At 62.4% G+C, this 23,567-nt stretch carries 19 protein-coding genes; 10 read left to right on the top strand and 9 right to left on the bottom strand.

All coding sequences use genetic code 11. The annotated features are described in order from the left end of the window. The first annotated feature begins 54 nt into the window (after nt 1-54). A complete protein-coding gene (locus PKE72_RS06505) occupies nt 55-963 on the top strand; it encodes an aspartyl protease family protein (protein WP_271164554.1) in 909 nt (302 codons plus the stop codon). Between the two features lie 252 nt (nt 964-1,215). Here the strand turns inward: PKE72_RS06505 and PKE72_RS06500 are convergent, their stop codons facing one another. The 5 genes from PKE72_RS06500 to PKE72_RS06480 all read right to left on the bottom strand — a co-directional run bounded on the left by PKE72_RS06500 (nt 1,216) and on the right by PKE72_RS06480 (nt 4,785). Continuing rightward, entirely contained in the window at nt 1,216-1,458 is a 243-nt protein-coding gene (locus tag PKE72_RS06500; protein WP_271164553.1) for a hypothetical protein, read from the bottom strand. 7 nt (nt 1,459-1,465) lie between these two features. After that, complete coding sequence (locus tag PKE72_RS06495; RefSeq protein WP_271164552.1) at nt 1,466-1,861, bottom strand: hypothetical protein; 396 nt, start codon at nt 1,859-1,861, stop codon at nt 1,466-1,468. A 185-nt stretch (nt 1,862-2,046) separates the two neighbouring features. Then, nucleotides 2,047-2,778, bottom strand: a complete 732-nt coding sequence (istB, locus tag PKE72_RS06490; protein ID WP_271164551.1) for an IS21-like element helper ATPase IstB — start codon at nt 2,776-2,778, stop codon at nt 2,047-2,049. Further along, entirely contained in the window at nt 2,775-4,319 is a 1,545-nt protein-coding gene (gene istA, locus PKE72_RS06485) for an IS21 family transposase (RefSeq protein WP_271164550.1), read from the bottom strand. The genes istB and istA overlap by 4 nt, the downstream gene beginning before the upstream one ends. A gap of 229 nt (nt 4,320-4,548) precedes the next feature. After that, complete coding sequence (locus PKE72_RS06480; RefSeq protein WP_271164549.1) at nt 4,549-4,785, bottom strand: helix-turn-helix domain-containing protein; 237 nt, start codon at nt 4,783-4,785, stop codon at nt 4,549-4,551. A 44-nt stretch (nt 4,786-4,829) separates the two neighbouring features. Between PKE72_RS06480 and PKE72_RS06475 the strand changes: the two genes are divergently transcribed. The 8 genes from PKE72_RS06475 to PKE72_RS06440 all read left to right on the top strand — a co-directional run bounded on the left by PKE72_RS06475 (nt 4,830) and on the right by PKE72_RS06440 (nt 17,724). After that, nucleotides 4,830-5,264 (top strand): helix-turn-helix domain-containing protein, encoded by a 435-nt coding sequence (locus PKE72_RS06475; protein ID WP_271164548.1) that lies wholly within the window; start codon nt 4,830-4,832, stop codon nt 5,262-5,264. Then, nucleotides 5,264-5,596 (top strand): hypothetical protein, encoded by a 333-nt coding sequence (locus PKE72_RS06470; RefSeq protein ID WP_271164547.1) that lies wholly within the window; start codon nt 5,264-5,266, stop codon nt 5,594-5,596. The genes PKE72_RS06475 and PKE72_RS06470 overlap by 1 nt, the downstream gene beginning before the upstream one ends. A 63-nt stretch (nt 5,597-5,659) precedes the next feature. Then, on the top strand, nt 5,660-7,816 hold the full coding sequence (locus tag PKE72_RS06465; RefSeq protein ID WP_271164546.1) for a type I secretion system permease/ATPase: 2,157 nt from the start codon (nt 5,660-5,662) through the stop codon (nt 7,814-7,816). Next, nucleotides 7,813-9,210: an HlyD family type I secretion periplasmic adaptor subunit gene (locus tag PKE72_RS06460; protein WP_271164545.1), complete on the top strand. Its 1,398-nt coding sequence runs from the start codon at nt 7,813-7,815 to the stop codon at nt 9,208-9,210. Before PKE72_RS06465 ends, PKE72_RS06460 begins: the two co-directional genes overlap by 4 nt. Beyond that, a complete protein-coding gene (locus PKE72_RS06455) occupies nt 9,207-9,866 on the top strand; it encodes an SEL1-like repeat protein (protein WP_271164544.1) in 660 nt (219 codons plus the stop codon). The genes PKE72_RS06460 and PKE72_RS06455 overlap by 4 nt, the downstream gene beginning before the upstream one ends. A 1,534-nt stretch (nt 9,867-11,400) precedes the next feature. Next, nucleotides 11,401-16,770, top strand: a complete 5,370-nt coding sequence (locus tag PKE72_RS06450) for a calcium-binding protein (protein ID WP_271164543.1) — start codon at nt 11,401-11,403, stop codon at nt 16,768-16,770. 20 nt (nt 16,771-16,790) lie between these two features. After that, nucleotides 16,791-17,234 carry a toxin-activating lysine-acyltransferase gene (locus PKE72_RS06445; protein WP_271164542.1) on the top strand — a complete coding sequence of 148 codons (444 nt, stop codon included), beginning with the start codon at nt 16,791-16,793 and terminating at the stop codon, nt 17,232-17,234. A gap of 61 nt (nt 17,235-17,295) precedes the next feature. Beyond that, complete coding sequence (locus tag PKE72_RS06440) at nt 17,296-17,724, top strand: hypothetical protein (RefSeq protein ID WP_271164541.1); 429 nt, start codon at nt 17,296-17,298, stop codon at nt 17,722-17,724. 259 nt (nt 17,725-17,983) lie between these two features. Here PKE72_RS06440 and PKE72_RS06435 read toward each other — a convergent pair whose 3' ends face one another. Both PKE72_RS06435 and PKE72_RS06430 read right to left on the bottom strand, forming a co-directional pair. Further along, a complete protein-coding gene (locus tag PKE72_RS06435) occupies nt 17,984-19,552 on the bottom strand; it encodes a serine hydrolase domain-containing protein (protein WP_271164540.1) in 1,569 nt (522 codons plus the stop codon). A gap of 79 nt (nt 19,553-19,631) precedes the next feature. Then, nucleotides 19,632-20,354: a helix-turn-helix domain-containing protein gene (locus tag PKE72_RS06430; RefSeq protein ID WP_271164539.1), complete on the bottom strand. Its 723-nt coding sequence runs from the start codon at nt 20,352-20,354 to the stop codon at nt 19,632-19,634. Nucleotides 20,355-20,793: 439 nt separating this feature from the next. Here PKE72_RS06430 and PKE72_RS06425 point away from each other — a divergent pair, with 439 nt between their 5' ends. After that, entirely contained in the window at nt 20,794-22,395 is a 1,602-nt protein-coding gene (locus tag PKE72_RS06425) for a GAF domain-containing sensor histidine kinase (protein ID WP_271164538.1), read from the top strand. 88 nt (nt 22,396-22,483) lie between these two features. Here PKE72_RS06425 and PKE72_RS17510 read toward each other — a convergent pair whose 3' ends face one another. Then, a complete protein-coding gene (locus tag PKE72_RS17510) occupies nt 22,484-22,783 on the bottom strand; it encodes a hypothetical protein (RefSeq protein ID WP_373878071.1) in 300 nt (99 codons plus the stop codon). A 157-nt stretch (nt 22,784-22,940) separates the two neighbouring features. Further along, on the bottom strand, nt 22,941-23,336 hold the full coding sequence (locus PKE72_RS06420; RefSeq protein WP_271164537.1) for a hypothetical protein: 396 nt from the start codon (nt 23,334-23,336) through the stop codon (nt 22,941-22,943). Between the last annotated feature and the right edge of the window lie 231 nt (nt 23,337-23,567).

Raw genomic sequence — 23,567 nt, 5'->3', positions numbered from 1 at the left:
GTTTCCGATCAGCTTGGCCCGCTACAGAAGCTCCATCTGCCCCGGAGCCCCATCATGCACCTGCTGATCCTGATCGCCAGCCTGGCTTTGGCTGACACGCCGCTCGCGGCCGACGAACCGCAGCGACAGCCCCCAGCCGGCGAGGCGCGCTCGTCCGGACAGGCGGGTGCGGTCTTGACCCGTGACACACGCGGTCGGCCCACCATCGACGCCGAGATCAACGGCAAGGGGCCATTTCGTCTGGTGGTCGACACCGCCGCTCAGACCAGTCTTGTGACGCCGCTTCTGGTTGACGAACTGGCGCTCCCCAAGGTTGGCGAGATGAATCTCGGCGGTGTCGCGGGACGACAGCAGGCCGGACTGTACGGTGTTGATCGCTTCAGAACGGCTCTGTTCGAGGTCGAGGACATCGGGATGCTTGTCCTGCCCAATGCCAGCGTCACCGAGGCGCGCGGCATAATCGGCATGGAAATGTTCTCCAACAGCAGCGTCTTGTTCGACCTGTCCGCCAATCGCATAAGCATCGCACCGTCTGGCGCGCGAGAAGGTTTTACCGCCGTAGCCGGACGGCTGGATGATCAGGGACTTCTGACCGTGCCGGTTGAAATCGACGGCGTGGCCTTCACGGCCCTGGTCGATACCGGCGCCGCCGTCTCCGTGGCTTCTGGAGGAGCTCTTAGCGCCTTGGGGTGGGCGCAAACCGATCCGCGTCTCACGCCGGCCGGACAGATTCGCGGTGCGACTCAGCACGGAACGACTGTTCTGAGAGGGACTGTTGGCCGCATCAAACTGGGCCCGGTCAACTTCCGCGACGTGCCCTTGATTTTCGCCGCAGACGAGACGGCCGAGGCGGGCGCTGACGGCGGCCCGAATTTGATCCTCGGCGCCGATTTGCTGAATGGCCTAGAGGCTTATGCGCTCGATTTTCCGCGCGGCGAACTGCAGATTCGCGTTCCGCGATAATCAGGCGGAGGGCCTTCATGGACGCTCGGCGGCTTGAGTCCGTCCTCCCCGCGGATTGGCGGGGCGAGCATTTCAGGATTTCATTCCGCTGCGCGTTCCGAATGCACAGGGTCGCGGACGAAAACTCGATCCAGGCGCGATGTTGAGCGCGCGTCGCCTGCCCCACGGCCTTCGCCCACGCGTTTCCTGCGTTCCTGAGGGCCTGCCCGGAGCTTGACCTCGATCTGTAGATTTCAGACCGGGCCGTCGATCTCAAGGTCGTCGCTCAATGGTCCAGTCGCCACCACGCGGCCCCGGCGTCAGCGCCCAGCCGGGCGTAAGCTTAAGCGTCCACCCCCTGCCTTTAAAGCCGTCTTCTGTGTGAACCGCGCGGGTGTGTTCGACGGACAGCCTCGACCAGTCGGCTGACAGAAGAGCCGTCAGATGGCGGATCATCTCGTCGTCACGCGACAGAATCCGTCCGGTGTATTCGGCGAGCCCCTCGTGCCGCTCCATGGCGTCCTCAGCGGCCTGCGCCTCGGGGAAGCGGGCATAGCGGCAGGGGAGAGAGCAACATGGTCCAGACGCGACAGTTCCAACGCACGGCCGTATTGGCGATGGGCACGCTATCGGGAAGATGTCCCTTGAAGACCTCTCCGTCCCGTTCAAGCGTCGTGTCCGCACCGTCCATATCGGCGATGAAATCTCGCGTCGCGGGGTCGGCGACAAGCATCGGGCCACACAGGCTGACGCCCCACGCGCGGCCTTGGTCCGCTTCGCATAAGGACCCGGCGTGGTCGAACGCCATCGAGGCCGATTTGGGATCCAGCCGCGACTGTGCGGCTGCGCTGCTTCCGGACAGCAGCGACAGTACGGCCGCAGCCAAGCCGGCAGGGTGGCGGATAAACCGGAACGTCATGGCTGTCCTCGGAGACGCTTCAGCCCCTACTCAGGCTGCGGAATGTAGTCAGCCACGAACTTGCCCACCTGGCGTCAAGATCGCTGCCCAGGGGCTGCCGGCCGAGATGACCACCCCGTGCCAGAGCCATGCCCACTTTTGATGGAAGATTGGGCCGGTGAGCGCGGCTCGACCGGCCCAACTGTTCAGTCGCCCGACTTCAGCCGGCGCATGCTCTCCCCGGTCAGTTCCAGCCGGAAGGAGGTGTGCATGATACGATCCAGTATGGCGTCGGCGAGGGCAGGTTCGTCGATGTGATCATGCCAGTCCTGGAACGGCAGTTGGCCGGCGATGATGGTGGACTGGGCGCCGACACGGGCGTCGAGGATCTCGAGGAGATCCTGCTTGCCTCGGGGTGAGAACCGGGCCAGCCCGAAGTCGTCCAGGATGAGCAATCTGGCCTTGGCCAAGGTCGCGCGGAGTTTGGAGATCGACCCGTCCTGATGCGCCAACGCCATGGCTTCGAGCAACAGACTGACGCGATGGTAGAGGACCGGGAAGCCATTACGCGCCGCCTGCATCCCGAGGGCGCAAGTGAGCCAGGTCTTTCCGGCGCCGCAGGGACCGGTGATGATGCCGTTGCGACCGCGCTCGATCCAGTCGCAGGTCAATAGGTCCGCCACCATTGCACGGTCCAGACCCCGACCGTTGCGGAAGTCGATGTCCTCCGGCATGGCCTGGGTCTTGAGTTTCGCCAGTTTGAGGATGCGTTTTAGGCGACGATCCTCGCGGGCTGAGCTTTCGGCGTCGATCAAAGTCGCCAGACGCTCGTCGAACCCCAAGCCCATGAAGGCGGGAAGCCCACGCTGCCGGTCCAAGGCGGTGGCCATGCCGCTCAGACCCAGTTGGTGCAGGCGGTCGGTGTTCTGGCTGGTCATGCTTCACCGCCGAAATAGACGGCGCCGCGCACATTCCGATGTGGACTGACGGCAGAGGGCTGCGGCGGGGCTTCATGTATCGGTGCGTCCTCCATATGGGTCTTGAGCATGGATCGGATCGAACTGACGGCCCGTGCCCCGATCAGCAGCCCGCGTCGGCAAGCCTTGTCCAGCCGCTCAGGCCCATGTTCACGCGCAAGGGCTCTGAGCGCGCCCAGCTTCTGCTGCCGGATCAGGGGATTAGCGTTCTCTTCGAGATAGGATTCGACCATGGATTTTACGCCCGGTCCGACGCCGGTCGCCCAGACAATGGCGTCGTCGGGATCACGCTCCGCCCAGGCGCGATGGTTGGGAGGACGATGGGTCGCCAGGGTCGTGGGCTCGTAACCTTCTGTCCGGCGGGGATGAACAGCGACCTCCTGCCCCTGATGATAGATCCGAACCAGCCGGTCGCCGAGCCTGATTCTGACGGACTTCCCGATCAGAGTGTGAGGGACGGAATAGGCCCGGCCATCGGCCAGGACATGGTAGTCGCGCGGCGTCTTCATGCTCGACCAAGCGCCGAACTCAAACCGATTTAGAGGCAGGGAGCGCAGTTCCGCACGTTCGACGCTGTCGAACAGCAGACGCCGGCTCTGATCCTTACGACGCGTGAAGCGGCGATCATTGTAGGCCTGAAGCAACGGTCGAATGGCGGCGTTCACCTCGTCCACCGAATAGAAGGTGCGATTGCGCAGCGCCGCCAGAATCCAGCGTTGAGCCAGTAGAACGGCGCGTTCGACCTGGGCTTTATCCTTGGGTTTGCGCGGTCGTGCCGGAATGACGACGGCGCCGTAATGCGCCGCCACCTCGGCATAGGTCGGATTGATCTCGACCTCGCCCCGCCGCCAACTCGTGACTCCGGACTTCAGGCAGTCGGGAACGAAAATCTTCGGGGCGCCGCCGAAGAACTCCAGCGCTCGGACATGGGCCATGGTCCAATCCGGCAGGGTCTGACTGCGCACGGCTTCGACATAGGTGTAGCCGGAGGCGCCCAGTGTGGCGACGAAGACTTCGCAGAGGACTTTCCGTCCCTCATCGGTTCGGTAGCCGATCCTCTTTCCGCTGAAGTCCACAAAGAGCTTCTCCCCCGCCTTGTGGGCCTGTCGCATGGAGGCGGAGAGGGTGTTTCGAAACGCGTGAAGGCGACGCCCGAACTCGCGTTCGGACAGCATGACTTGCCCCTCCGGCGGCAAGGTCGAACGGTATTCCTGAAACAGCAGTGTGACGGTGACGCCGGGACGGCGGAGCTCTCGCTCAACCAAAGACCAATCCGGAATCACGAACGGCTTGGCGAGGCCTGTCCGGCCGTCGTTGATCAGGGACAAAAGCGCCGCGTCACTAATGATTTGGACTTGGTCCCACGACATCTGGAGTTCTTCGAGCCGGTGTCGATAACGGCGAACTGTGTTGGGTGCGCATTTGAGAATGCGGGAGATCTGGCGGTTGCCGAACTCGGTCGTGAGGATGAGGCGCGACAGGTCGCGCACGAGATCAATCATTTGAAAGGCCTTGGATGCGTATGGCCGCGACTGCGGCGGTATGGAGTTCGAAGGCATCGGCCGGAGCCCGACGCAGGCGTGATTCATCGCGCGCCTCTAGGAGCGCGTTGACTTTTTGCCTGTCCGAAGGGAAGATCAGTGGTCGGGTAGAAACGACATTGATCTCAGGGGCTCTGCGTTTGGCGACGCGGGCCCCTTTTCCTTGGATGCATGGTTTCTGCGGATCAGATCATCGCACCTCCACGGATTTGGAATCGTTGTAGCGATCCGGCCAAAGTGCATCCGGCGTCATGCCGAGCGCGCTGGCGATCGCAGCCTCGATAGGTCGAGAGCGCCGAATGCCCTTGCTGACGATCGTCACGGTCGTCGGAGCCACGTCCAGCGATCGTGCGACCGCAGAGAGCGAGGATCCCCGCAGTTTCAGCGCCCCCTTGATACGTTGGTGTTGCCGTTCGGCGATCATCATGGCTATATCCGGAACTAGCAATAATGAGTCTCAGGTTAGCAAGAATGGTGACATTGGCAACCCGCCTAGACAACCGGCGCCTCGGTCAGCGCCTCGCGTCCCTTCGCACGCGTCTGGGCAAGACCCAGATCGAGATGGCTCAGGCTTTGAATGTCGCGCCGCGTACCTATCAAAACTACGAGCGGGGTGAGCGAGAGATCGCCGCATCCTCTGTTCGTGATCTTCATCGCCTGTTCGATGCCGATCCCGTCTGGGTCCTGGACGGCCAAGAAGAGGCCCCGGAGTTCCGGCGTAACGGGCTGGATCTAGCCCTGATGAGGATCGCAATCGAAGAGGTGGAGGCGAAGCTCGCCAAGTCCCGCAAGACGCTGACGCCAACCAAGAAGGCGGATTTGATCCTGCTGATCTATCGACACTTCGCCGCGCAGGGCGGGTCTGACGACGAGTTCGTCAATCAAGCGCTGGGGCTGGCCGCTTGATGATGAAGGACGACAACCTCATTCGCCTGCCTTTTAAAACAAAAGAGAGGCCGGTTAGGCCGGATCTTGTCGATGTGCGCGAACAGGCACGGGCATTGTTGAACGACGTCCTGGCTGACGACTTCGCGCCTCCCCCGTTTCATCGCGAAGGTCGATGGCGGCGAGCGTCGCTTCTTTGCGGTTTCGGCGGCAGCTACGGCCTAATCGTGAGCCAAGGGTGGTCGGGCCAGGCCGAGGTGGCGCCATCCATCTTGAGCTTTGGCCTGATGGTTCTGGCTCTGGTGTTCATGCGCATCGCGGATCGACAAAAGGCGCACGCCACGTCGCGATAAATTCGCTTTCGTTTGTTTCATGGCCGCAATACACCTCTCGCGCGAGTGAAGCGGGGGCTTTGAGTGGCGTTGGGTGAGTTGGGGGCTGAAGCGCCGGTCGCGCAGGATACGGGTCTGTCCTGCCTGACCCTGTTGCTCGGGTTCCACCAGATTCCGGCGGATCAGAGCCAGCTGCGGCATGACCTCGGGCACGCCGCGCCGGCCGATGACGCCGATCTCGTCCGTCTTGCCAAACGCGTCGGGGCCAAGGCCAAGACCGCCACCTTGGATGTGGCGGCCCTTGAGAATTCGCCCCTGCCGGCGATCGTTCGAGATCGGCAGGGTCTGTATCTCCTCGTCGGCGCCTTCCGAGAGGGACAGGTCCTGATCCAGCGACCGGCCGAGGCGCCGGCCGCCCTGACCTTGGAAGCGTTCCAGCAGCTGTGGTCCGGCAGGGCCGTCTTCATCACGACGCGCGTCGCCGGCGCGGCGTCGGCCAAGTTCGACGTGACCTGGTTCATTCCGGCCCTGGTCAAATATCGCTGGATGCTGGGCGACGTGCTGGCGGCCTCGCTGGCGTTGCAGTTATTCGCCCTGGCCACGCCGATGATCTTCCAGGTCGTCATCGACAAGGTGCTGGTCCACCAGGGGCTGACCACGCTGGATGTCCTGGCCATCGGCCTGATCACGGTCGTGGTGTTCGAGAGCTTCCTGGGCGGACTGCGCGCCTATGTGTTTTCACACACCACCAGCCGGGTCGATGTCGAGCTGGGCGCCAAGCTCTATCGCCACCTGCTCAACCTGCCGCTGGCCTATTTCGAATCCAGGCGGGTCGGCGACACCATCGCCCGGGTGCGTGAGTTGGAGACGATCCGGGAGTTCCTGACCTCCTCGTCCGTGACCCTGTTCGTGGACCTGCTGTTCACCGTCATCTTCCTGGTGGTGATGTGGTTCTATTCGCCCTTCCTGCTGGCGATCGTGGTGGGGACCATCGTCCTCTACGCCATCATCTGTTTCGTCATCACGCCGCCGCTGCGTCGCCGGATCGAGGAGCGGTTCCAGCGCGGCGCCGAGAGCCAGGCCTTTCTGGTCGAGAGCGTCACCGGCGTTCAGACCCTGAAGGCTGCGGCGGTCGAACCGCAGATGCAGAGCCGCTGGGAGAAGCTGCTGGCCGCCTACGTCAAGGCCGGCTTCAAGGCCGCCCAGCTGAACATCTGGGGCGGTCAGGCCATCCAGCTGGTCAACAAGGTCTCCACCGCCCTGATTCTTTATGTCGGGGCGCGCCTGGTCATAGGCGGCAACCTGTCCGTCGGCGAACTGGTGGCGTTCAACATGCTGGCCGGACGGGTCGCCGAACCGGTGCTGCGCCTGGCGGGCCTGTGGCAGCAGTTCCAGGAGGCCCGCGTCGGCGTGGATCGTCTGGGCGACGTGCTGAACGCCCCGACGGAATCCCAGTTCTCCGCCTCGCGCGCCGCCCTGCCGCCGGTGAAGGGGGCGGTGGCCTTCGACGACGTCACCTTCCGCTATCGTCCGGGCGGACGCGAGGTGCTGCGGCGCGTGTCGCTGGATGTGAAGCCGGGCGAGGTGCTCGGCATCGTCGGCCCGTCCGGTTCGGGTAAGTCGACCCTGACCAAGCTGGTCCAGCGCCTCTATGTGCCCGAGAGCGGGCGGGTCATGGTGGACGGCACGGATCTGTCCCTGGTCGATCCGGCCTGGCTGCGGCGTCAGGTCGGGGTGGTGCTGCAAGAGAACCTGCTGTTCAACCGCTCGGTCCGCGACAACATCGCCCTGGCCGACCCCGGCATGGCGACCGAGCGGGTGATCGCCGCCGCCACCCTGGCCGGCGCTCATGAGTTCATCCTCGAACTGCCCGAGGCCTATGACACCCAGATCGAGGAGCGCGGCTCCAACCTGTCCGGCGGTCAGCGCCAGCGGGTCGCCATCGCCCGCGCCCTGGTCACCAATCCCCGCATCCTGATCCTGGACGAGGCGACCTCCGCCCTGGACGCCGAATCTGAGGCCATCATCCACCGAAACATGCGCGCCATAGCCAAGGGCCGCACGGTGATGATCATCGCCCACCGGCTGTCGGCGATCCGCATGGCCGACCGGATCATCACCATGGAGAACGGCGCCATCACCGAGATGGGCACGCACGACAGTCTGATGGCCGCCGGCGGTCGCTACGCTCAGCTGTGGCGCACCCAGATGCACGGCGACGTCGTGGAGGCCGGGGCATGAGCCTGAGACGCCACCTATCGGTCCTCAAGGACGCCTGGAAGGAAGAGAACGCGCGCCGCCGTGCCGGGGTGAAGGACTGGCGCGAGAAGGAGTTCCTGCCCGCTGCGCTGGAGATCTCGGAGACGCCGCCGTCGCCGATCGGCCGGGCCATCCTTTGGACCATCATCGCCGCCGCCGTCGCCGCCCTGCTGTGGTCCATCTTCAGCTTCGTGGACGTGGTGGCGGTGGGCGAAGGCCGGCTGGTCCCCACCGGACGATTGCGCAGCGTCGAAGCGGCTGAGGCCGGTGTCATCCGCGCCATCGACGTGCGCGAAGGCCAGCACGTCACGGCGGGTCAGCCCCTGATCGAACTGGACCCCACCCTGGCCGACGCCGATGTGGACACGGCGCGGGCGGAACTGGCCTCGGCCCGCCTCACCCGCGCTCGCGCCGACGCCATCCTGGGCTATCTGGCCACAGGCCGCATCCAGTTCGTCGCGCCGCAAGGGGCCGAGCCTGCCGCCGTCGCCGCCGAGCGCCAGGTGGTCGAGGCCCGCATCCGCGAGCACCAGGCCAATCTGGCGGCCCTGACTGCGCGTCGCTCAGGCGCGGTCTCGGCGGCCATGACTTCGGCCGAGAACATCGCCCGCTACGAGGAGGTTCAGCCCCTGGCGCGCCAGCAACTGACCGCCCGCCAGGATCTGGAGCGCAGAGGCTACGGCGCCCGGTTGCGGGTGCTGGAGCAGGAGGAACGCTATATCTCCGTCAGCCGCGAACTCGCGGCCGAACGCCACCGCGAAGCCGAGGCCCGCGCCCAGGCCCGGATGATCGACCGCGAACGCGCCCAGGCCCTGGAGCAGTTCCGCGGTCAGGCGGCGCAGGAAAAGGCCGAGGCCGAAGCTGTCGTCGCCACCCGCACCGAAAGCCTGACCAAGGCCGACCAGCGGCAATCCCTACAGCGGCTGAAGGCGCCGGTGTCCGGCACGATCAACGAGGTCTCGGTGACAACCCTGGGTGAGGTGGCCGAGGCGGGCCAGGCCCTGGTCACCCTGGTGCCGGATGGCGAGGCCCTGATCGTCGAGGCCCTGATCCTGAACCGCGACGTCGGCTTCGTGCGGCCGGGCATGCGCACCATCGTCAAGCTGGAGGCCTATCCCTTCACCCGCCACGGCAGTCTGACGGGCGTGGTCGAGCATGTGTCGCCCGACGCCACGGTAGACGAAACGCGCGGACTGGTGTTCCCTGCACGCATACGACTGGTTGCGTCGCAACTGCGCACCGGGACGGGGGAACAAGCCGTGATGCAGCCGGGCATGGCCGCGACCGTGGAGATCGTCACCGGGCGTCGGCGGGTGATCGACTATGTGCTCTCGCCCATTGCGCGGGCGGTTGGGACGGCGGGGAGGGAGCGATGAGCAGTCGAAAATCAAGAAAACTTGTCATAATTCCGTGTCGGACATCTTTATCCTTAGCGGTCATTGCTGCGATCATGATCGCTTCTTTCACTTTGCAGTCATGCAAATCGACCGCTCTAATAGAAAATCGAACATTCAATGAGAATATTGACTGTACTGGGGAGTCTCCAGAGGAATATTACTGGGAAAACGAAAGAGCAAACGACCTGAACGAAAAGGCGAATGAGGACATTGGTCAGTCGTTTGATGGGGAACTTCGCTCACTAGACCCAAACGCGACTATTGATATGTACTCAGTAGAGGCGCTGAAGTGTTGGTCAAAAAAAGGAAGCGGTTTCTCATCTTATCTCATAGCTCTGTCAATATCAGAAATATCATCATTAGATGATCTTTCGCTTGACGTAATAGATCGAAACAAAGAGGCAATTTATTGGCTTTCTATAGCTGCGCGCCAGTCGGTTTGCAGTGGCGTTCCGGCGGAAGGTAGAGAATTCTTTGGGTGCCGAACTGGACTGCCGGAAGCCAAATATTGGTTATCTATTTGCCATCGCGACGGTCTGGCCGGTTGCAGGCGCGACCGAAGCGAGTTCCTTCAACTTTGTCGCGAGGCGCGCGACCAAGGGTCAACCTTAGCTGCTTTAGCCTGTCGATCATAAAGGGAATATGTCTATGCCCAATTCTCCGAAGCGAGCGCAGCGCCCAGTTTTCGAGGTGGCTACGGTCAATGGTGTCCGAACGATTGTCGTCCCGCCGACGGCAGCTAACGCCGGCATTAATCTTCCAAAACTTACATTTTCGACGTCCTTTTCGACTGCCGATGTGAGGAGCATAGTCAATGCATTGGAAGTCTTATACTGGCACGACACCCCATCATCGCGCGTAAACGTCGTTATGGATCTCGATATGTACGCCCAGAATGGGTGGGATATGAGATTAAATTACAGGACTGACGGCGGTGGTTCCGCCGGTGCCAATTGGCGCATGAGTGTTCAGGATTTTATTGACGACCCAAATCCGGTTTTTGGTGCGTTCACAATAATTCCCAGCCCCCTTACTCCAGAAGGCCAAATATTTTTTGGTCCATCACTATTTAATGGTGATGCATCGAGTGTATTGGCTAATCTAATTAACAGAATATCCCACGAGTTTAATTCGCCCTGGGAACATTCAAATGTTGTTTCTGGTGACTATGTGAGGAGGGCTGGCGGGCATGCCAGCCTTAGATTGGCGCCCGCTAGTACCCTCACAACGGCTATGGTTCTGGCGGATAAGACTTACTATCAAGCCATTCGAGATTCGTGGCTAACCGGGCAGTCTATATTCGATGCATATATGAAGTCGGGCGGGGAGCCCGGCGGCAGCGCTTATGAGGTTAGCTCTAATCTGAGCTGGGAAGCTTATTCTGATAGGGCGGCTCAGATTGTTATAAAGGCCATGAAATGGGCCGAAAAGATTAGCTCGTCAGCGCCGAGCGACCTAGTGATTTCAGGATTCAAACGACAGTACACCGACTCTTTCGATGTTATGGCTCCGGGAACTGTTACTGCCGGTGAATTCGGAAGTGTGATTGGCTCCTCGTTAGGAAGCGCTCTCGCTGGCCGAAACATGATTAAGGGCATCGTTTATTCCTCCTTCTTGGGGGAAATAGGTGAAAGATTAGCCGTCGCTATCGCAAATGGAAATCTGAAGGCTACCTTAGAAATAAATATCGACCAAACGACCGGTCAGGCGGTTTCAGCAACCGCTTCTGAGCGTGGCTTTTCATCCGATGTCGCTTCTAGGATGCAGCAAGCTGCGATCGGGACAGTAAGCTCTCTTTTGGCTATGGAGCTAGGCGAAGCTCTGGGGCTAAAGGGGTTTGGTGCGGAGTTGTTTAACACGGTCGGTTCATCTGTTATCAGTAAAGCATTCAGTAATGTTCTGACATCTTCGTCAGGTCCATTTACAGGTTTCAACTTAGAAAATATTGGAAATGGATTTGGAGAAGGCGGATTCTCTACCGGCGGTGCCGGAGCTTTAGCATTAAATGCTGTAGGATCTTTCCTTGGCGCCAAGCTAGGAGCCATGGTCGTTGCCCCCCAGACTCAAGCCGGAAACGTGCTCTCGTCTGTTGGGAGTGCGGCTGGAGCCTTTGTTGCCGTGAAGATGGCTGTAGTCGGCGGTGCATATAAACTGACTATGCTAGGGAACTTGGTTGTTCCCGGCATAGGTGCCTTCGTCGGCTTCGTCCTCGGCGCTCTGATCGGCAATCTGTTCGGCCGCAAGAAGCCGAAGACCCCGACTGCCAACGCCGAAGTCTATCTCGACTACACCAGCGACCAGTTCCAGCTTGGCGCGTCCTCTGCGTCGAACGGCGGCAATCTCCAGCTCGTCCGCAACATGGCGGAGACTGCTCGGGATACGCTGAACGGTTTCTTGACCGTCCTCGCCGGCGACATGCCCTATGAAGCGACGAGCTGGGGCAACGGTCTGTGGCGGAACGGCAAATACATCGCCTCGGACGCCGGTCTTCAGAGCTTCTACGGCCACACCGGCGGTCAGCTGTGGGTGAAGCTGGGCAACCCCAATGCGACGCAGCAGAACGTGGCCTCGGCCGATGACGCCGTGTCCAAGGGGGTGATGTGGTCGATCAAACAGACCCAGATCATCGGCGGCGACATCTTCGCCAAGCGGGCGCTGGCCAACTCGGTCGCGACGGATCTGACGGCCCTGCTGGGCGACCTGCAGATCGCGTCCGACTACCGCTTCTATGCGGAGAACCGCGAGCTCATCAACGGCTACATCACCGGCGCCTACAACAGCCTGAACCAGGGCGAGAAGGACTATTACGCCGCCCACAAGGCCACGATCGACAAGGCGCACACCCAGGGCGTCAGCGCTCTGGATGGGAATGAGCTTGCCTTCTACAACGGCAATAAGGCGACGATCGACAAGATCATCTCGGCCCTGGAAGACCAGGCCATCGCCAACCCCTGGATCATCACCCTCCAGCGCATCAACGAACTGAAGCTGGACCAGTGGAACAGCACAGACTTCTTCGGCGGTCTTCAGGGCTTCCTGACCAGCATGGGTCTGGAAAGCTACGGCGCCTATATGGAGAACGTGCGGGTCACGGACCTTCTGGGCGGCATGACCCTGTCGGTGAAGGGCCCGACAGTCCAGGACGGCGTCTTCTCCATCCTGCCCCAGGCGCTGGACAAGCCGCTGGGCAATGATCTGCTGAACCCGCACTTTTCGCAGGGCGCGGCCGGTTGGTGGATGGCGACTTGGCAAACCTCTGCCGCCGAATACGGCGTCAATTTGAATGCTGATTGGTCTGGCAGTGGGAATGACGTCTTCTGGGCGCGTATGACTGGAACGCCCGTCAGCGGGGCTATCGCGGATGTCCGATCGGAACTGGTGGCGGTCGATGCTGGAGTCGCTTATCAATTCAGCGTCATGGCTGCTCAGCACCGCGGGGTTGGCGGCATGTACGTCGAGTTCCTCGACGCCAATGGTCTTCAGGTAGCCGTGGGTTCTGTCGCCGGATCTCCTCGCGATTACGGCGGATGGCACGGCGATCTAGCCAATTTCAACCTCCTGGCGGACACGATGACTGTTCCGGCTGGAGCCACTCATGCTCGAATGGTGCTCAGGATCCTCGCCACCGGCGAAGCCGATCCGTACGCGTTCTTCACGCAGCCAACCATTAAGAGGGCGGGATCGCCCGCCATCGACTGGGAGGCGGACGGCAACGCCATCCGCATCGATGACCTGGCCAAGATCGGCTACGTCAAGCTGACCGAGGGCAATACGTCGGGCAAGGACTACCTTGACTTCGCGCAACGCACTGCGGCGGTCGGCTGGAGCGATTGGAGCCAGACGACAGAGTACGAAACCTACTCCGACCAATACGGCTACGAATATCAGCAAGAGGTCACGGTCACCCATACCGGCGGCGACGACATCGTGGTCGGCAGCCGTTACGGCGACTATCTGGCGGGCGCGGCGGGATGGGATTGGCTGGACGGCGGCGACGGCGACGACACCATCGAGGGCGGCGATGGCAATGACGTGCTGTTGGGCGGCCAGGGAAGGGATCGCCTCGTCGGTGGAGCGGGAGACGACTATCTCGTCAGCGGGGCCGGCGACGACAATCCCTGGAATGGCGTCAGCGCAGGCATGTTCGGGGGAGAAGGGAACGACACCATCGTCTTCAACGGCGGCACCGACGGCGGTTTCGGCGAGAATGGCGACGACGTCTTCCTGATGGAGCAGGATGGCTATACTCTGGGACTGGAGGCGTCCGGAAATTATGATGGCAACATCATGGACTATGTCGACGCCGGTGCAGGCTCGGACACTGTCTCGTACGAGCGGTTCACCGTGCCGATCACCGCGCCTCTGGATGCGAACTTCTGGCCTCATGCGGGCAATGCGACCCTCATGCCCGCCGGCGGCATCAATGGTGTTCGGGTGGCTTTGTGGAACCACCCGACCAGTTGGACCAACGGGGACGCCTATTGGGCCGATGCCAAGTACATCATGGGGGACTGGATCAAGGGCGTCGAGAACGTCACCGGGAGCCGGTTCAATGACTATTTGTGGGGCGACGCGGGCGACAACATCCTCAAGGGCGGCGACGGCGACGACTTCCTCGACGGCCATCTCGGCAACGACATTCTGGAGGGCGGCGCTGGCGCGGACTATATGGTCGGACCTGGCGAGGGCACGCTGTCCTACGAAGGTTCGAGCGCTGGCGTCTTCATCGACATGACTACGGGTGAGGCGTTCGGCGGCCATGCGACCGGCGACCGTTGGCACGCCATGGACCATCTGACTGGCTCCCGCTTCGCCGACGAGTTGAAGGGCGATGTGGGCTCGAACCGGATTAAGGGTCTGGACGGCGATGACTGGATCGTCGCGACGGTCGGGTCCGATGTCTACGAAGGCGGCGACGGCCTCGACACGGTCGATTATTCGACCGGCTTCGCGTCAGGCAACGCGAACTACCAAGTTTGGGTAGAGGGCGGTTACTGGGAATACGATCAGTGGCTCCAACAGGACGTCTGGATCTCCACGGGCGAAGGTCATTACGAGACTCAGACCGGCTACCGCGCCGGCCTGCAGGTCAATGGCGGGATCGCCGACTGGCGGGCGGTCGATGGGACGGCCGGCACGCATAGTCTGATCGGGGTCGAGCACGTCATCGGCACGTCTGGCGACGACTACATCGGCATGACGGGCAGCGACGACTACATCACCGGCGGCAAGGGCAACGACACCTTGGCGGGCGGCGGCGGATCGGACACCTATTACTTCAATCGCGGAGACGGCTTCGACCAACTGGTCGAGGACAACTCCGGCTCCAACACCCTGTCCTTCTCGGGGGACGTCAAGGTCGGCGACCTGGGCTTCGGCTGGCAAAGCCACTCCACGGGCGTGTTCGACATCTACATCCAAGGCACCAGCGACCACATCCAGATCAACGGCAATGTCGTCGCCGTCGGCAACAACAAGCTGAAGGTGATCGACTTCAACGGCGCCGGGCAGCTGGACGTGTCGCAGCTGACGCGGATGAAGGTCGGCGGGAACGGTAATGACGTCGTCTATGGCGAACCCAATGGACAGTCCGACCTGATCGCCGGCTATGGCGGCAACGACATCCTCTACGGCGCGCCGAGCAACGGCTGGGAGTCGCAGGGCAACGTCTTCATCGGCGGGTCCGGCAATGATCAGTTCAACGCCTCAACGGGTGACGATCAGTACGCCTTCGACGTCGGCGACGGCCAGGACGTCATCTACGACACTGGCGGCGACGACACCCTGGTGTTCGGCGCGACTGTGACGGCGGATTCGGTGCGCACCGAAGTCGTCAACGGCGACCTGCGCATCTTCTACGGCGGCAACGGAGACTATGTCACCGTGTCCGGGGGAGGCACGCGCCTGAACGACATCAGCACGGGTGTGACAACCTGGAACACCGTCGAGTTCATCAACGCCGGGGGAACCTGGATCGATATCCGCAAGCTGGATATCAACTGGCTCAACCAAGATTACTACGGCGGCGGCTGGGCGCCGATCGTCCTCGATCTGGGAGATGACGGGCTGGATCTGGTCGGTGTTGATCAGTCCCAGATCGTGTCTCGTCTTGAAAGCGGCCAGGTGGCGCGGACCGGGTGGGTCGGCGCGACCGACGGCATGCTGGCCGTGGATCGCGACGGCGACGGTCAGATCAATCACCTTTCGGAAATCTCGTTCACCCAGGACAAGGAAGGCGCCAAGACCGATCTCGAAGGTCTGCGCGCCTGGGATACGAACGGCGACGGCAAGATCACGATCCTGGACGAAGGCTGGTCGAAGCTGAAGGTCTGGGTTGATCGGAACCAGAACGGCCGCTCGACCGATGGCGAGCTGCGCAGCCTGGAACAGGCGGGAATCACGGCCATCGACCTGACCGGCCAGGGCACAGGCATGACCGCCGCCATGACCCGCGACAACTTCGTGCACAACACCCTGAGTTTCACCTGGTCCGACGGACGCCAGGGCACGGCCTATGACGTGAACCTGGCGCGCAAGCTGCTTCAGGAGAAGGGGCTGACACGCGAGCAGGTCGTCGCGGCCTGGGGAGCCCTGGGCGCGGACGGCGAACTCGGTCGTCTGCTCAACGATCCGGCGGCCCAAGCCCTGTTGGCGGCGACGCTCGGCGAAACGACGCTGCGCCGGCCTTCGGCTCTCGTGCAGAAAGGGATGACGAGAGCCGACATCCTGTCCGCCGAACCCATGCTCGAAGATATCGACCTCGATGTCGTCGTCCCCGACGCGTCTTCCCTGATCACCCTTGAGACGATCCTGGCGAACGCTCAGTTCGATTTCTCGGACCACGACAACACCTACACCGAGGACGAACAGCGGCTGCGCGAGAAGCTTGAGGCGGCTCTACGCGGGGATGACTATGTCCGTACCGACGAGGGGGTTCTGGGCAGTCTGTTCGACGGGGACGGCATGCGCGGCGCCTTCGGTCATGCCTTCGGTCGTCCTGACATCGACGATGGCGTCTCGGACGCTGCCATGGGGACGGAGTTGTCCGATTCCGCCGGCCGCGCGCCGCTTTCCTTGGTCGATAGTCAGATCGGGCGGCCGGAACGCGTTCTCGAGAGCGATTTGGGTCTCCGTGCGGACGGCTCCTCCCCGATGCCTGAGATCGATCAGGCCGCTAGCCTGTTGAGCGCCGTTACGGACGAAAGCGATGTCTGGGCGCCGGCTGAGTTCAGCCGCGCCTCCAGCGGCGTGGGTCGGCAATGGTGGCGGTCCGAGGTTCTCTCGCCCGATGATCTGTCGGTCGCGGCGCCGGTCGGGACGTTCGATCTGTCGAGCGCGATTGAAGCCAACGCCCAGGGCGCAGTTGCGTCCCAGCACCAGCAGCTGGTGCAAGCCCTTGCGGCGTTCGGGCCGAAGGCGGGCAGCGGAAGCTCGGCTATCTGGAAACGATCGGGCGAGATCGAAGACGGCCAACTGGCAGGGGCGTCTTCTGAGGCCGGCCGCTGGCGGTTCGCCGGAGCGTCGCGTATCCACGCCTAGGCTTTTGTTCGAGTGACCGCATGACCGACACCAATCCCGCCCCGAAGACCGTCGCCCAGATGCTGGGCGAGATCACCTGGCTGATGACCCAATCGCCGATCCACAAGCAGCTGTTCATCGGAGATCTGGAATGGTTCGCCATGCCGGCCATCCTGGTCGAGCAGTTCCGCATCTTCTATGGGCCCAACAGCCCGGCGGCCGTGGCCCTGTGGGCCATGGTCTCCGAAGAGACGGAAGCCCGGCTGAAGGACGGTGCTCACAAGCTGCGGGCCGACGAATGGCAGGGTGGGGATCGGCCCTGGCTGATCGAACTGGTCGCCCCCTTCGGCGGTCAGGACGAGATCCTGGCCGATCTGTCCAACTCCGTCTTCGGCGGCAAGCCGTTCAGCTTCCATACGGCGACGCCCGACGGTCAACGCGTGGTGAAGGTCTATGAAGCTCCCGACATCTCGACGCTCAACTAGGCTGGCGGCCGGCGCGGGGCTGGCTCTGGCGGCGGCCGGGCTCGCCGCCTGCCAGAGCCTGGTGACGACGGTTCCGTTGTCCCAGCAACTCGCGCCGCTGGACCTTGCTCTGTCCGCAGCGCCTGACGTCCTCGAGGCGCAAGCCCACAGCGGCGATGGTCAAGCGCAGTTCGCCATGGTGATCGTCTCAACCTATGGCCTGGGCGGTCGCAGGCTCGATGCCGCCGCCGCGAGCCGCTGGCGTCAACAGGCGCGATCAAACCGCCGCTTTATGCCCATCACCCAGTATACCGCCGCCTTCAACGGATCGCCGTCTCGCGTGAACATCATCAATGTTCCGGTCCAGGCAGTCTCTGATGCGCAGTGGCAGGCTGTTGAGCGGTGCGTCGCTTTCTTGGCCGGCGATGGGGTCAACGACCAAAGCGCGTGTGGCGACGCCGAAGAGACTCGCCGCCGGCAAATGGCCTGGCGTCGGTCGATAGAGCAATAGTCCTTCTCTCAAAGCCGTCGTGTGCCCGCGAGGGCCACGACGGCTGCGCGATATGAAAGCTGCGCCGCCGTGGCCCTCGCTCCCTCTGACAGTGTGCAAGTTCGTTGGCGTGAGGTGGGCGCCTTCGCTGGCGACAGGTGGGCATTCGGGTGGCTGACAACATGCGGAATACAATATGGCGGAGCTTGGCGAGGCGATATTGGGACGAGATGAGAGGTAAATTTCGACGCCGCGACGATCTGCGCTCCACCGCGTCTTTTCAGACGATGGGCGGCTCCACAGCCCCCAAGCCCAGCCGCCTGCGAGGCGCCTTATGGCCGACGGACCCCTTGTCTGTCCGCAAGAAGGTCTCGCCCTCGAACGTCAGACGGTCCGGTCCGTCGAAGGTCAGCACCTCCCCTTGGAAAGGAACCAGTTCGATGCGGACACTCTCGGGATCGGTGTAGGGTTCGGCTGCGGCGGACAGTACGCCGATGTGAATGACCAGTTGTTCGCCGGCCTCGTCGATGTGCAGCGTCCCCATGGTCGGGCTCACATAGGTTCCGACATAGCTGCTGACGGGCCGGGATAGCGAGGACGGTCGTTTGGCGCGGTCCGCCCGTGCCGCCGCCAACCCGGCGCGTCTGCGGTCCCGACGCGAGGCCAGGGTCGCCAGTTCCGCAGCATAGACTGCGTCCAGCTCCGGCCTTTCCGCGAAACGATCATAGACATAGTTGGCCACGACATCGGCGAGTTCACCGGCGACCAGGTCCTCGTTGACCAGGACCACGACGCCGAGACGCCGGTCGGGCATGAAGGACACGTGGGCGCGCGATCCGGAGAAGTTTCCGAAATGATGGAGGAGCCGATCGGGGCCGTACTGACCCGTCTGCCATCCAAGGGCGTAGCCGTTTCGGTGATAGGCGCCGAATTCGGTGTCTTGCGTCACCAGGGGGCGATGGGTCGAGGCGATCAGTCCGACGGGGAAGACCTGGCGTCCGTCGATGGCGCCGTCGTTGATCTGCAACTCGAGCCAGCGCGCCATATCGTGAGCCGTTGAGACCAGGCCTCCCGCCGACTGCATGGTGGCGTCGACCTTTTGCAAGGGGCTGACCCTCGGGGTCAGGCCGTCGCCGAAATGGCCCGCCGCCAGGACATGATCGACGCTCGCCTGCGAAATCCAGGCCGTCGTGTGGTCCATGCCGGCGGGCGCCAGCACTTCGTCTCGGACCATGGCGCGCCAGTCCCGTCCCGTGCGCGCTTCCAGCAGGGTGGTCGCCAAGTTGTAGCCGGCGTTCGAATATCGGAACACGCCGTGCGGCGTGTCGTCTCGCTGGACGGTCGCCGCAGCCAGGGCCTGCATGACGACGGGCGAATGATCGCCGGAATAGGCGGCGCGGAAAGCCATGGGAGTGTTGTCGAGACCGGACCTGTGGCTGAGCAGGTCGGCGAGAGAGACGGATTCGGCCAGGCTGGGCGACAAGCTCGTCTTCCCGATCCACGCGGAGAGCGGTTCATCCAGAGACACCTCGCCGCGCCTGGCCATGGCTGCAATGGCCAAGGCGGTGAAGGATTTGGTCGCGGAGGCGATGTAGAATTCGGTGTCGGCGTCGACGGGCGTCTCCGTCTCGACATTGGCGACGCCGTAACCGGCGGTCAGGACGACGCCGTCGCCATCGACGACCGCAATCGCCAGCCCGGGCACGGCCTCAACTACGGTCATCGCCTTGTGAATGAAGGCGTCTATGTCGGCGGCTTCGGAGGCGCGCGAAGGATCGGCCTGGGCCGTTGAGGCGATGAGCAGGCTGGCCGACATGAGGCCGGCGGCGAGGGTATGAAGGACTGTCACGACAACGGCCTTTGAGTGAACGACCGTTTTGATGTGCATCGGGAACGCCCCAGCCGTCTTGAACGGAGGAAACATCGCCTCACGTCGCCAGAAGCCGGCGCAAAGCGCCGGGACTCCAGCCGCTGACCTCGCCGACCGACCGGGTCATATGGGCTTGGTCGGAGAAGCCTTCCGAAACGGCGATATCGGCTAGTGCGTCGGGGGAGCGGATGATGCGGTCGACGGCGCGCGCCGCCCGCGCCTCGCGGCGCATTTCGGCCGGTGATCGGCCGAACGTGCTTCGAAAGAGCCGCGCGACATGGACGGGGTGCAAATCCAGGGAGCGGGCCAGCCCCGCGATGGACAGATCCGGCTCGGCCAGCAACCGGCGACGAGCCTTCTGTAACCCAGGATTGATCGCCGGGGGCGCTGCTAAGCCCATCGACCTGCCCCCGTGCAGGCCATGCGCCCACGGCCCTGTCCCAGCCGCCCCATCGAGCACCTTCGTCCCAGCGCGCCGATTTTCCAACTGCGTCACGAAATAGGATGTCGCCGGGCCGGCTGGGTCCTCGCCCTGTAACGACAGCATCAGAGCCCCGTGTTCACCGAACCGGTTCTCATGCTCAAAGCCCTGCGGCTTGCAACTCAGGCTCGGGCCGGCGACCGCTCGACGCCCCTCGGCGCTGACCTCCTCATAGGCGCCCACGAGCAGAACGGAGATCTGAGACACGCTATGCCGGTGCGCCCGGCATTCCTCGTCCGGCGCATAATGGGTCAGAACCAGACGATGGCGGCCGGTTTCGGAAACGACAGTTGTGATCATCAGGCCTCCTCAGTCAGGAGGCGCCGGCCATGCTGTTCGGATGCAGGAGAGGGCGAATAAACCTAGATTGGCGACGGTTTCGGCCGGGCACGAGGGCCACAGGCTCCGCCTGAAGCGGCTGGCCTGGGGCCGTGGCTCTGCGCCTGGCGGAGCGCCTCTCCCCCAGCGGAAACCACAAGCCGATGCGGCAGGGCTTCCGTCTGATCCCTTTCAGCACGATCAAGCTTCACCAAGGCCGTCTTCAACGCCTCTCGCCTCGTGATCCCTCATCTGGCGATGAGCTAATATTCCCTCGGCTCCACATTCATCGAGGCCGCGCCGCTATCGATGACCGGGCGTGTATGGCGAGGCCGGGCTCAGCAGTACGGTGGGCGATCTGTTGATCTGGGCTCGCGCGGTTGGGCTGTGCAAACAGGCTTCACCGTGCCACGATCACCTGATGGAGGCTGAGAGTTTGACAGCGGAGAGCCAGCGTCTGGCGATGCTTCAGTCCCTCGGGCTCGTCCCAGGCCAGCGTGATCCAAGCCTGCAGGTTCTTGCCGCGCTAGCCGCCAACATCTCCGAATCCGCCGTGGGGTTAGTCAGCCTCGTCGAACGCTCATGCATCTATGTCGTGGGCGGAGCGGGGTTCGACAGTGATTTCATAGATCCCGCCGATAGCTTTTGCAGCCACGCGGTGTTGAACCCAGCAAGCGTGTCGTGGGTGTCCGATGCGTTGGCGGACCCGCAGTTTCGCAACAGTCGTTACGTGACGGGGGAGCCCTACATCCGCTTCTACGCCGGGGTTCCGCTGACGGTAAACGGCCAAACGGTGGGCACGCTCAGCGTGCTTGATCCCCGACCGAGAGTCTGTGACCCACGTCTGGTCTCCAGATTGAAGCTCCTGGCGGAAGCGTGCGAAGCCGAACTCACGGAACGTCACCGCACCGCAGCGATGCGTCAGGCGTTGGCCGCTTCTGCAGACGCCCTCATTGACTGCGACGTCGCAGGCCGGATCGTGGGTTGGTCGGTGGGCGCAGAACGCCTGTTTGGTTTCCCCGCAAAGGAGGCCCTCGGCGCTAACGTGACGATCATCGTTCCTCCGGAGCAGCAGGAAGCGCATCGGCAGGGAATACGGCGGTGGCAGGAGAGCGGGGCGGCGCGCTTGGGGCGTCGAATTGAACTGCCGGCCAAGCGGCGAGACGGCTCTGATCTCGACATCGAACTTTGGATGTCGGTGACTCATGAATGCGGAGGGCCTCGAATACATGCCAATATCAGAGACATCTCCGCTCGCAGGGCCCAGGCCCGGAATATCGAGCGTGCGGAGGCGCGATCTAGGGAGCTTAAGGCTCAGCTCAATCAGGTTTGGCGTTTGAACTCCCTCGGAGAGATGGCGGCGACCCTCTCGCACGAGCTGAACCAGCCGTTAGGGGCCGCCACCACTTACATCCACGCCTGCCAACGCGTCCTTCAGAGAGCCGATCCCATCAGCGCAAGCGCGAGCCAAACCCTCGACCTTGCGAAGGCGCAGCTCTTGCGCGCAGGATCGATCATACGTCGCATGCGGCAATTGCTTTCCCATGAGAGCCGCGACCTTCAGGTCGAGCGTGTCTCAGAAATGGTGGGTGATCTGAATGGGATCCTCTCCTTAATCCAGAGCGACGCCGGCGTCGCTCTGGAGATCATCATCGATGAGACCAATGATCACGTCCGCGCTGAACGCATCCAGTTCCAACAGGCGGTGGTCAACTTGGTGCGGAACGCCGCCGAAGCCTTAACTGGCCGTACCGACGGCATAATCCGGGTGGTGGGAAGAGCGATCTCCGACACGATCTTTGAACTCAGCGTCTCGGACAACGGTCCCGGCGTGGCGCCTGACCAGATTGAGACGATCTTCAGACCGCTCATGACAACGAAGACGTCTGGGATGGGGCTCGGTCTATCCGTTACGCGAACAATTGTGGAACGCCACGGGGGATCTCTTGACGTGACGTACAGTGACTTGGGTGGAGCGGCCTTCACCTTCTGCGTGTCGAGAGAGTGCGAGATACACGCCTGACAACTCATTCCGTTTTCGTGATCAACGATGACGCCGGTGATCCGATCCCATTCTCTGCAGTGACGTGCCCCCTCTGGTCCCTTGATCATTATGAAAGCCTAGGGGGTGATAGCCGATCTGCGCCACGGCCGATTTCAACGTCGCTGTCGGCATAGGCGATCAGGAGGCGCGTCAGGTCCGCCAAGGCGCTTTCATGGATTCGTTCATAGCCGTGGCTGGCGTCGATCCCGAAACGGACGAGGGCGGTGCGGATGTCCGCTCCGGATGCCAACGCCGAGGCGGAATCAGACCGGTAGTAGCGAAAGACATCGTTCTGATGAGGTAATGTCCAGAAAGTCTCTGCTGACGGTGACTTTGAGCCAGGTCTGGTCGTAGATGATCGCACCATAGAGGGCTCCTGTTAGACCTGTCGTAGATGCCCCGCCGCTGTGGATGATCCCGAGCGCTATTCCGCCGTCGTAGGGGACACGTGAGTCCGTCTTTCGGCCTGACACCGAAGTCGTACTCCGACCCTTAGCGGACCCGCACTTGTCGCCTATCGCCGATCAGCTATCCAACCGTGAAAGAATGGCTTCCACAGCGGGATCGGTACAATCCACAATCGGGTCATGTTCCTTCGCGTCGGTTCGACGATATTCGCCGCCATCAAACGCCAGATAGATATCCAAAAACAAGTCTGGCCAAGGAGGTATGGGCGTTTTGCATTGCTCATGTAGCACCCAGTTAAGGTACAGTTTGTTCACAATACCGTCTGCTTCGATGTATGAAATCTCTCGGCCTTGGTACGATCGAGCAACAGCTTCCGCTATATCGTTATAAAATTCCGGGATGCTGATGTTTTGGGCGTGAGACCATCTAATGAGGTCCAGCCATTCAAGCTGGCCATCACCCGTACCGATGATTCGGCGCAACTCGGCCAGTATGACGCCAGGAATACCCATGTTCGCCAATTATCACGAACACACGTTCGTTTCCCACCCCTCTCTGAAGTTCGAAAGGTCTGCTGTCGGGCACCGCGGTCCAAAGTCTGCATTCCGGACGGGCTTCGATTCCTGGTCTCGACCCGTTGCGGACCTTCCGGGGAGATGTGACTTTCTAGTGAGCAGAGCCACCATGTCCGCACCAGATTACGACGACCCAAAATCGAAGCTAGCCACGCGCCTTCGGCCTAT

It is taken from the genome of Brevundimonas intermedia, assembly GCF_027922165.1.
Taxonomy (GTDB): Bacteria; Pseudomonadota; Alphaproteobacteria; order Caulobacterales; family Caulobacteraceae; genus Brevundimonas; species Brevundimonas intermedia.
This window is presented reverse-complemented; position numbering and strand designations above follow the sequence as displayed.

Excerpts from the sequence above, each read along its gene's own strand:
- PKE72_RS06505 (WP_271164554.1), top strand. The coding sequence starts at position 55 with ATGCACCTGCTGATCCTGATCGCCAGCCTGGCTTTGGCTGACACGCCG.
- PKE72_RS17510 (WP_373878071.1), bottom strand. The coding sequence starts at position 22,783 with ATGGTGCGATCATCTACGACCAGACCTGGCTCAAAGTCACCGTCAGCA.
- PKE72_RS06460 (WP_271164545.1), top strand. The coding sequence starts at position 7,813 with ATGAGCCTGAGACGCCACCTATCGGTCCTCAAGGACGCCTGGAAGGAA.
- PKE72_RS06420 (WP_271164537.1), bottom strand. The coding sequence starts at position 23,336 with ATGGGTATTCCTGGCGTCATACTGGCCGAGTTGCGCCGAATCATCGGT.
- PKE72_RS06475 (WP_271164548.1), top strand. The coding sequence starts at position 4,830 with ATGGTGACATTGGCAACCCGCCTAGACAACCGGCGCCTCGGTCAGCGC.
- PKE72_RS06500 (WP_271164553.1), bottom strand. The coding sequence starts at position 1,458 with ATGGAGCGGCACGAGGGGCTCGCCGAATACACCGGACGGATTCTGTCG.
- PKE72_RS06495 (WP_271164552.1), bottom strand. The coding sequence starts at position 1,861 with ATGACGTTCCGGTTTATCCGCCACCCTGCCGGCTTGGCTGCGGCCGTA.
- istB (WP_271164551.1), bottom strand. The coding sequence starts at position 2,778 with ATGACCAGCCAGAACACCGACCGCCTGCACCAACTGGGTCTGAGCGGC.
- istA (WP_271164550.1), bottom strand. The coding sequence starts at position 4,319 with ATGATTGATCTCGTGCGCGACCTGTCGCGCCTCATCCTCACGACCGAG.
- PKE72_RS06425 (WP_271164538.1), top strand. The coding sequence starts at position 20,794 with ATGGAGGCTGAGAGTTTGACAGCGGAGAGCCAGCGTCTGGCGATGCTT.
- PKE72_RS06455 (WP_271164544.1), top strand. The coding sequence starts at position 9,207 with ATGAGCAGTCGAAAATCAAGAAAACTTGTCATAATTCCGTGTCGGACA.
- PKE72_RS06430 (WP_271164539.1), bottom strand. The coding sequence starts at position 20,354 with ATGATCACAACTGTCGTTTCCGAAACCGGCCGCCATCGTCTGGTTCTG.
- PKE72_RS06480 (WP_271164549.1), bottom strand. The coding sequence starts at position 4,785 with ATGATGATCGCCGAACGGCAACACCAACGTATCAAGGGGGCGCTGAAA.
- PKE72_RS06470 (WP_271164547.1), top strand. The coding sequence starts at position 5,264 with ATGATGAAGGACGACAACCTCATTCGCCTGCCTTTTAAAACAAAAGAG.
- PKE72_RS06445 (WP_271164542.1), top strand. The coding sequence starts at position 16,791 with ATGACCGACACCAATCCCGCCCCGAAGACCGTCGCCCAGATGCTGGGC.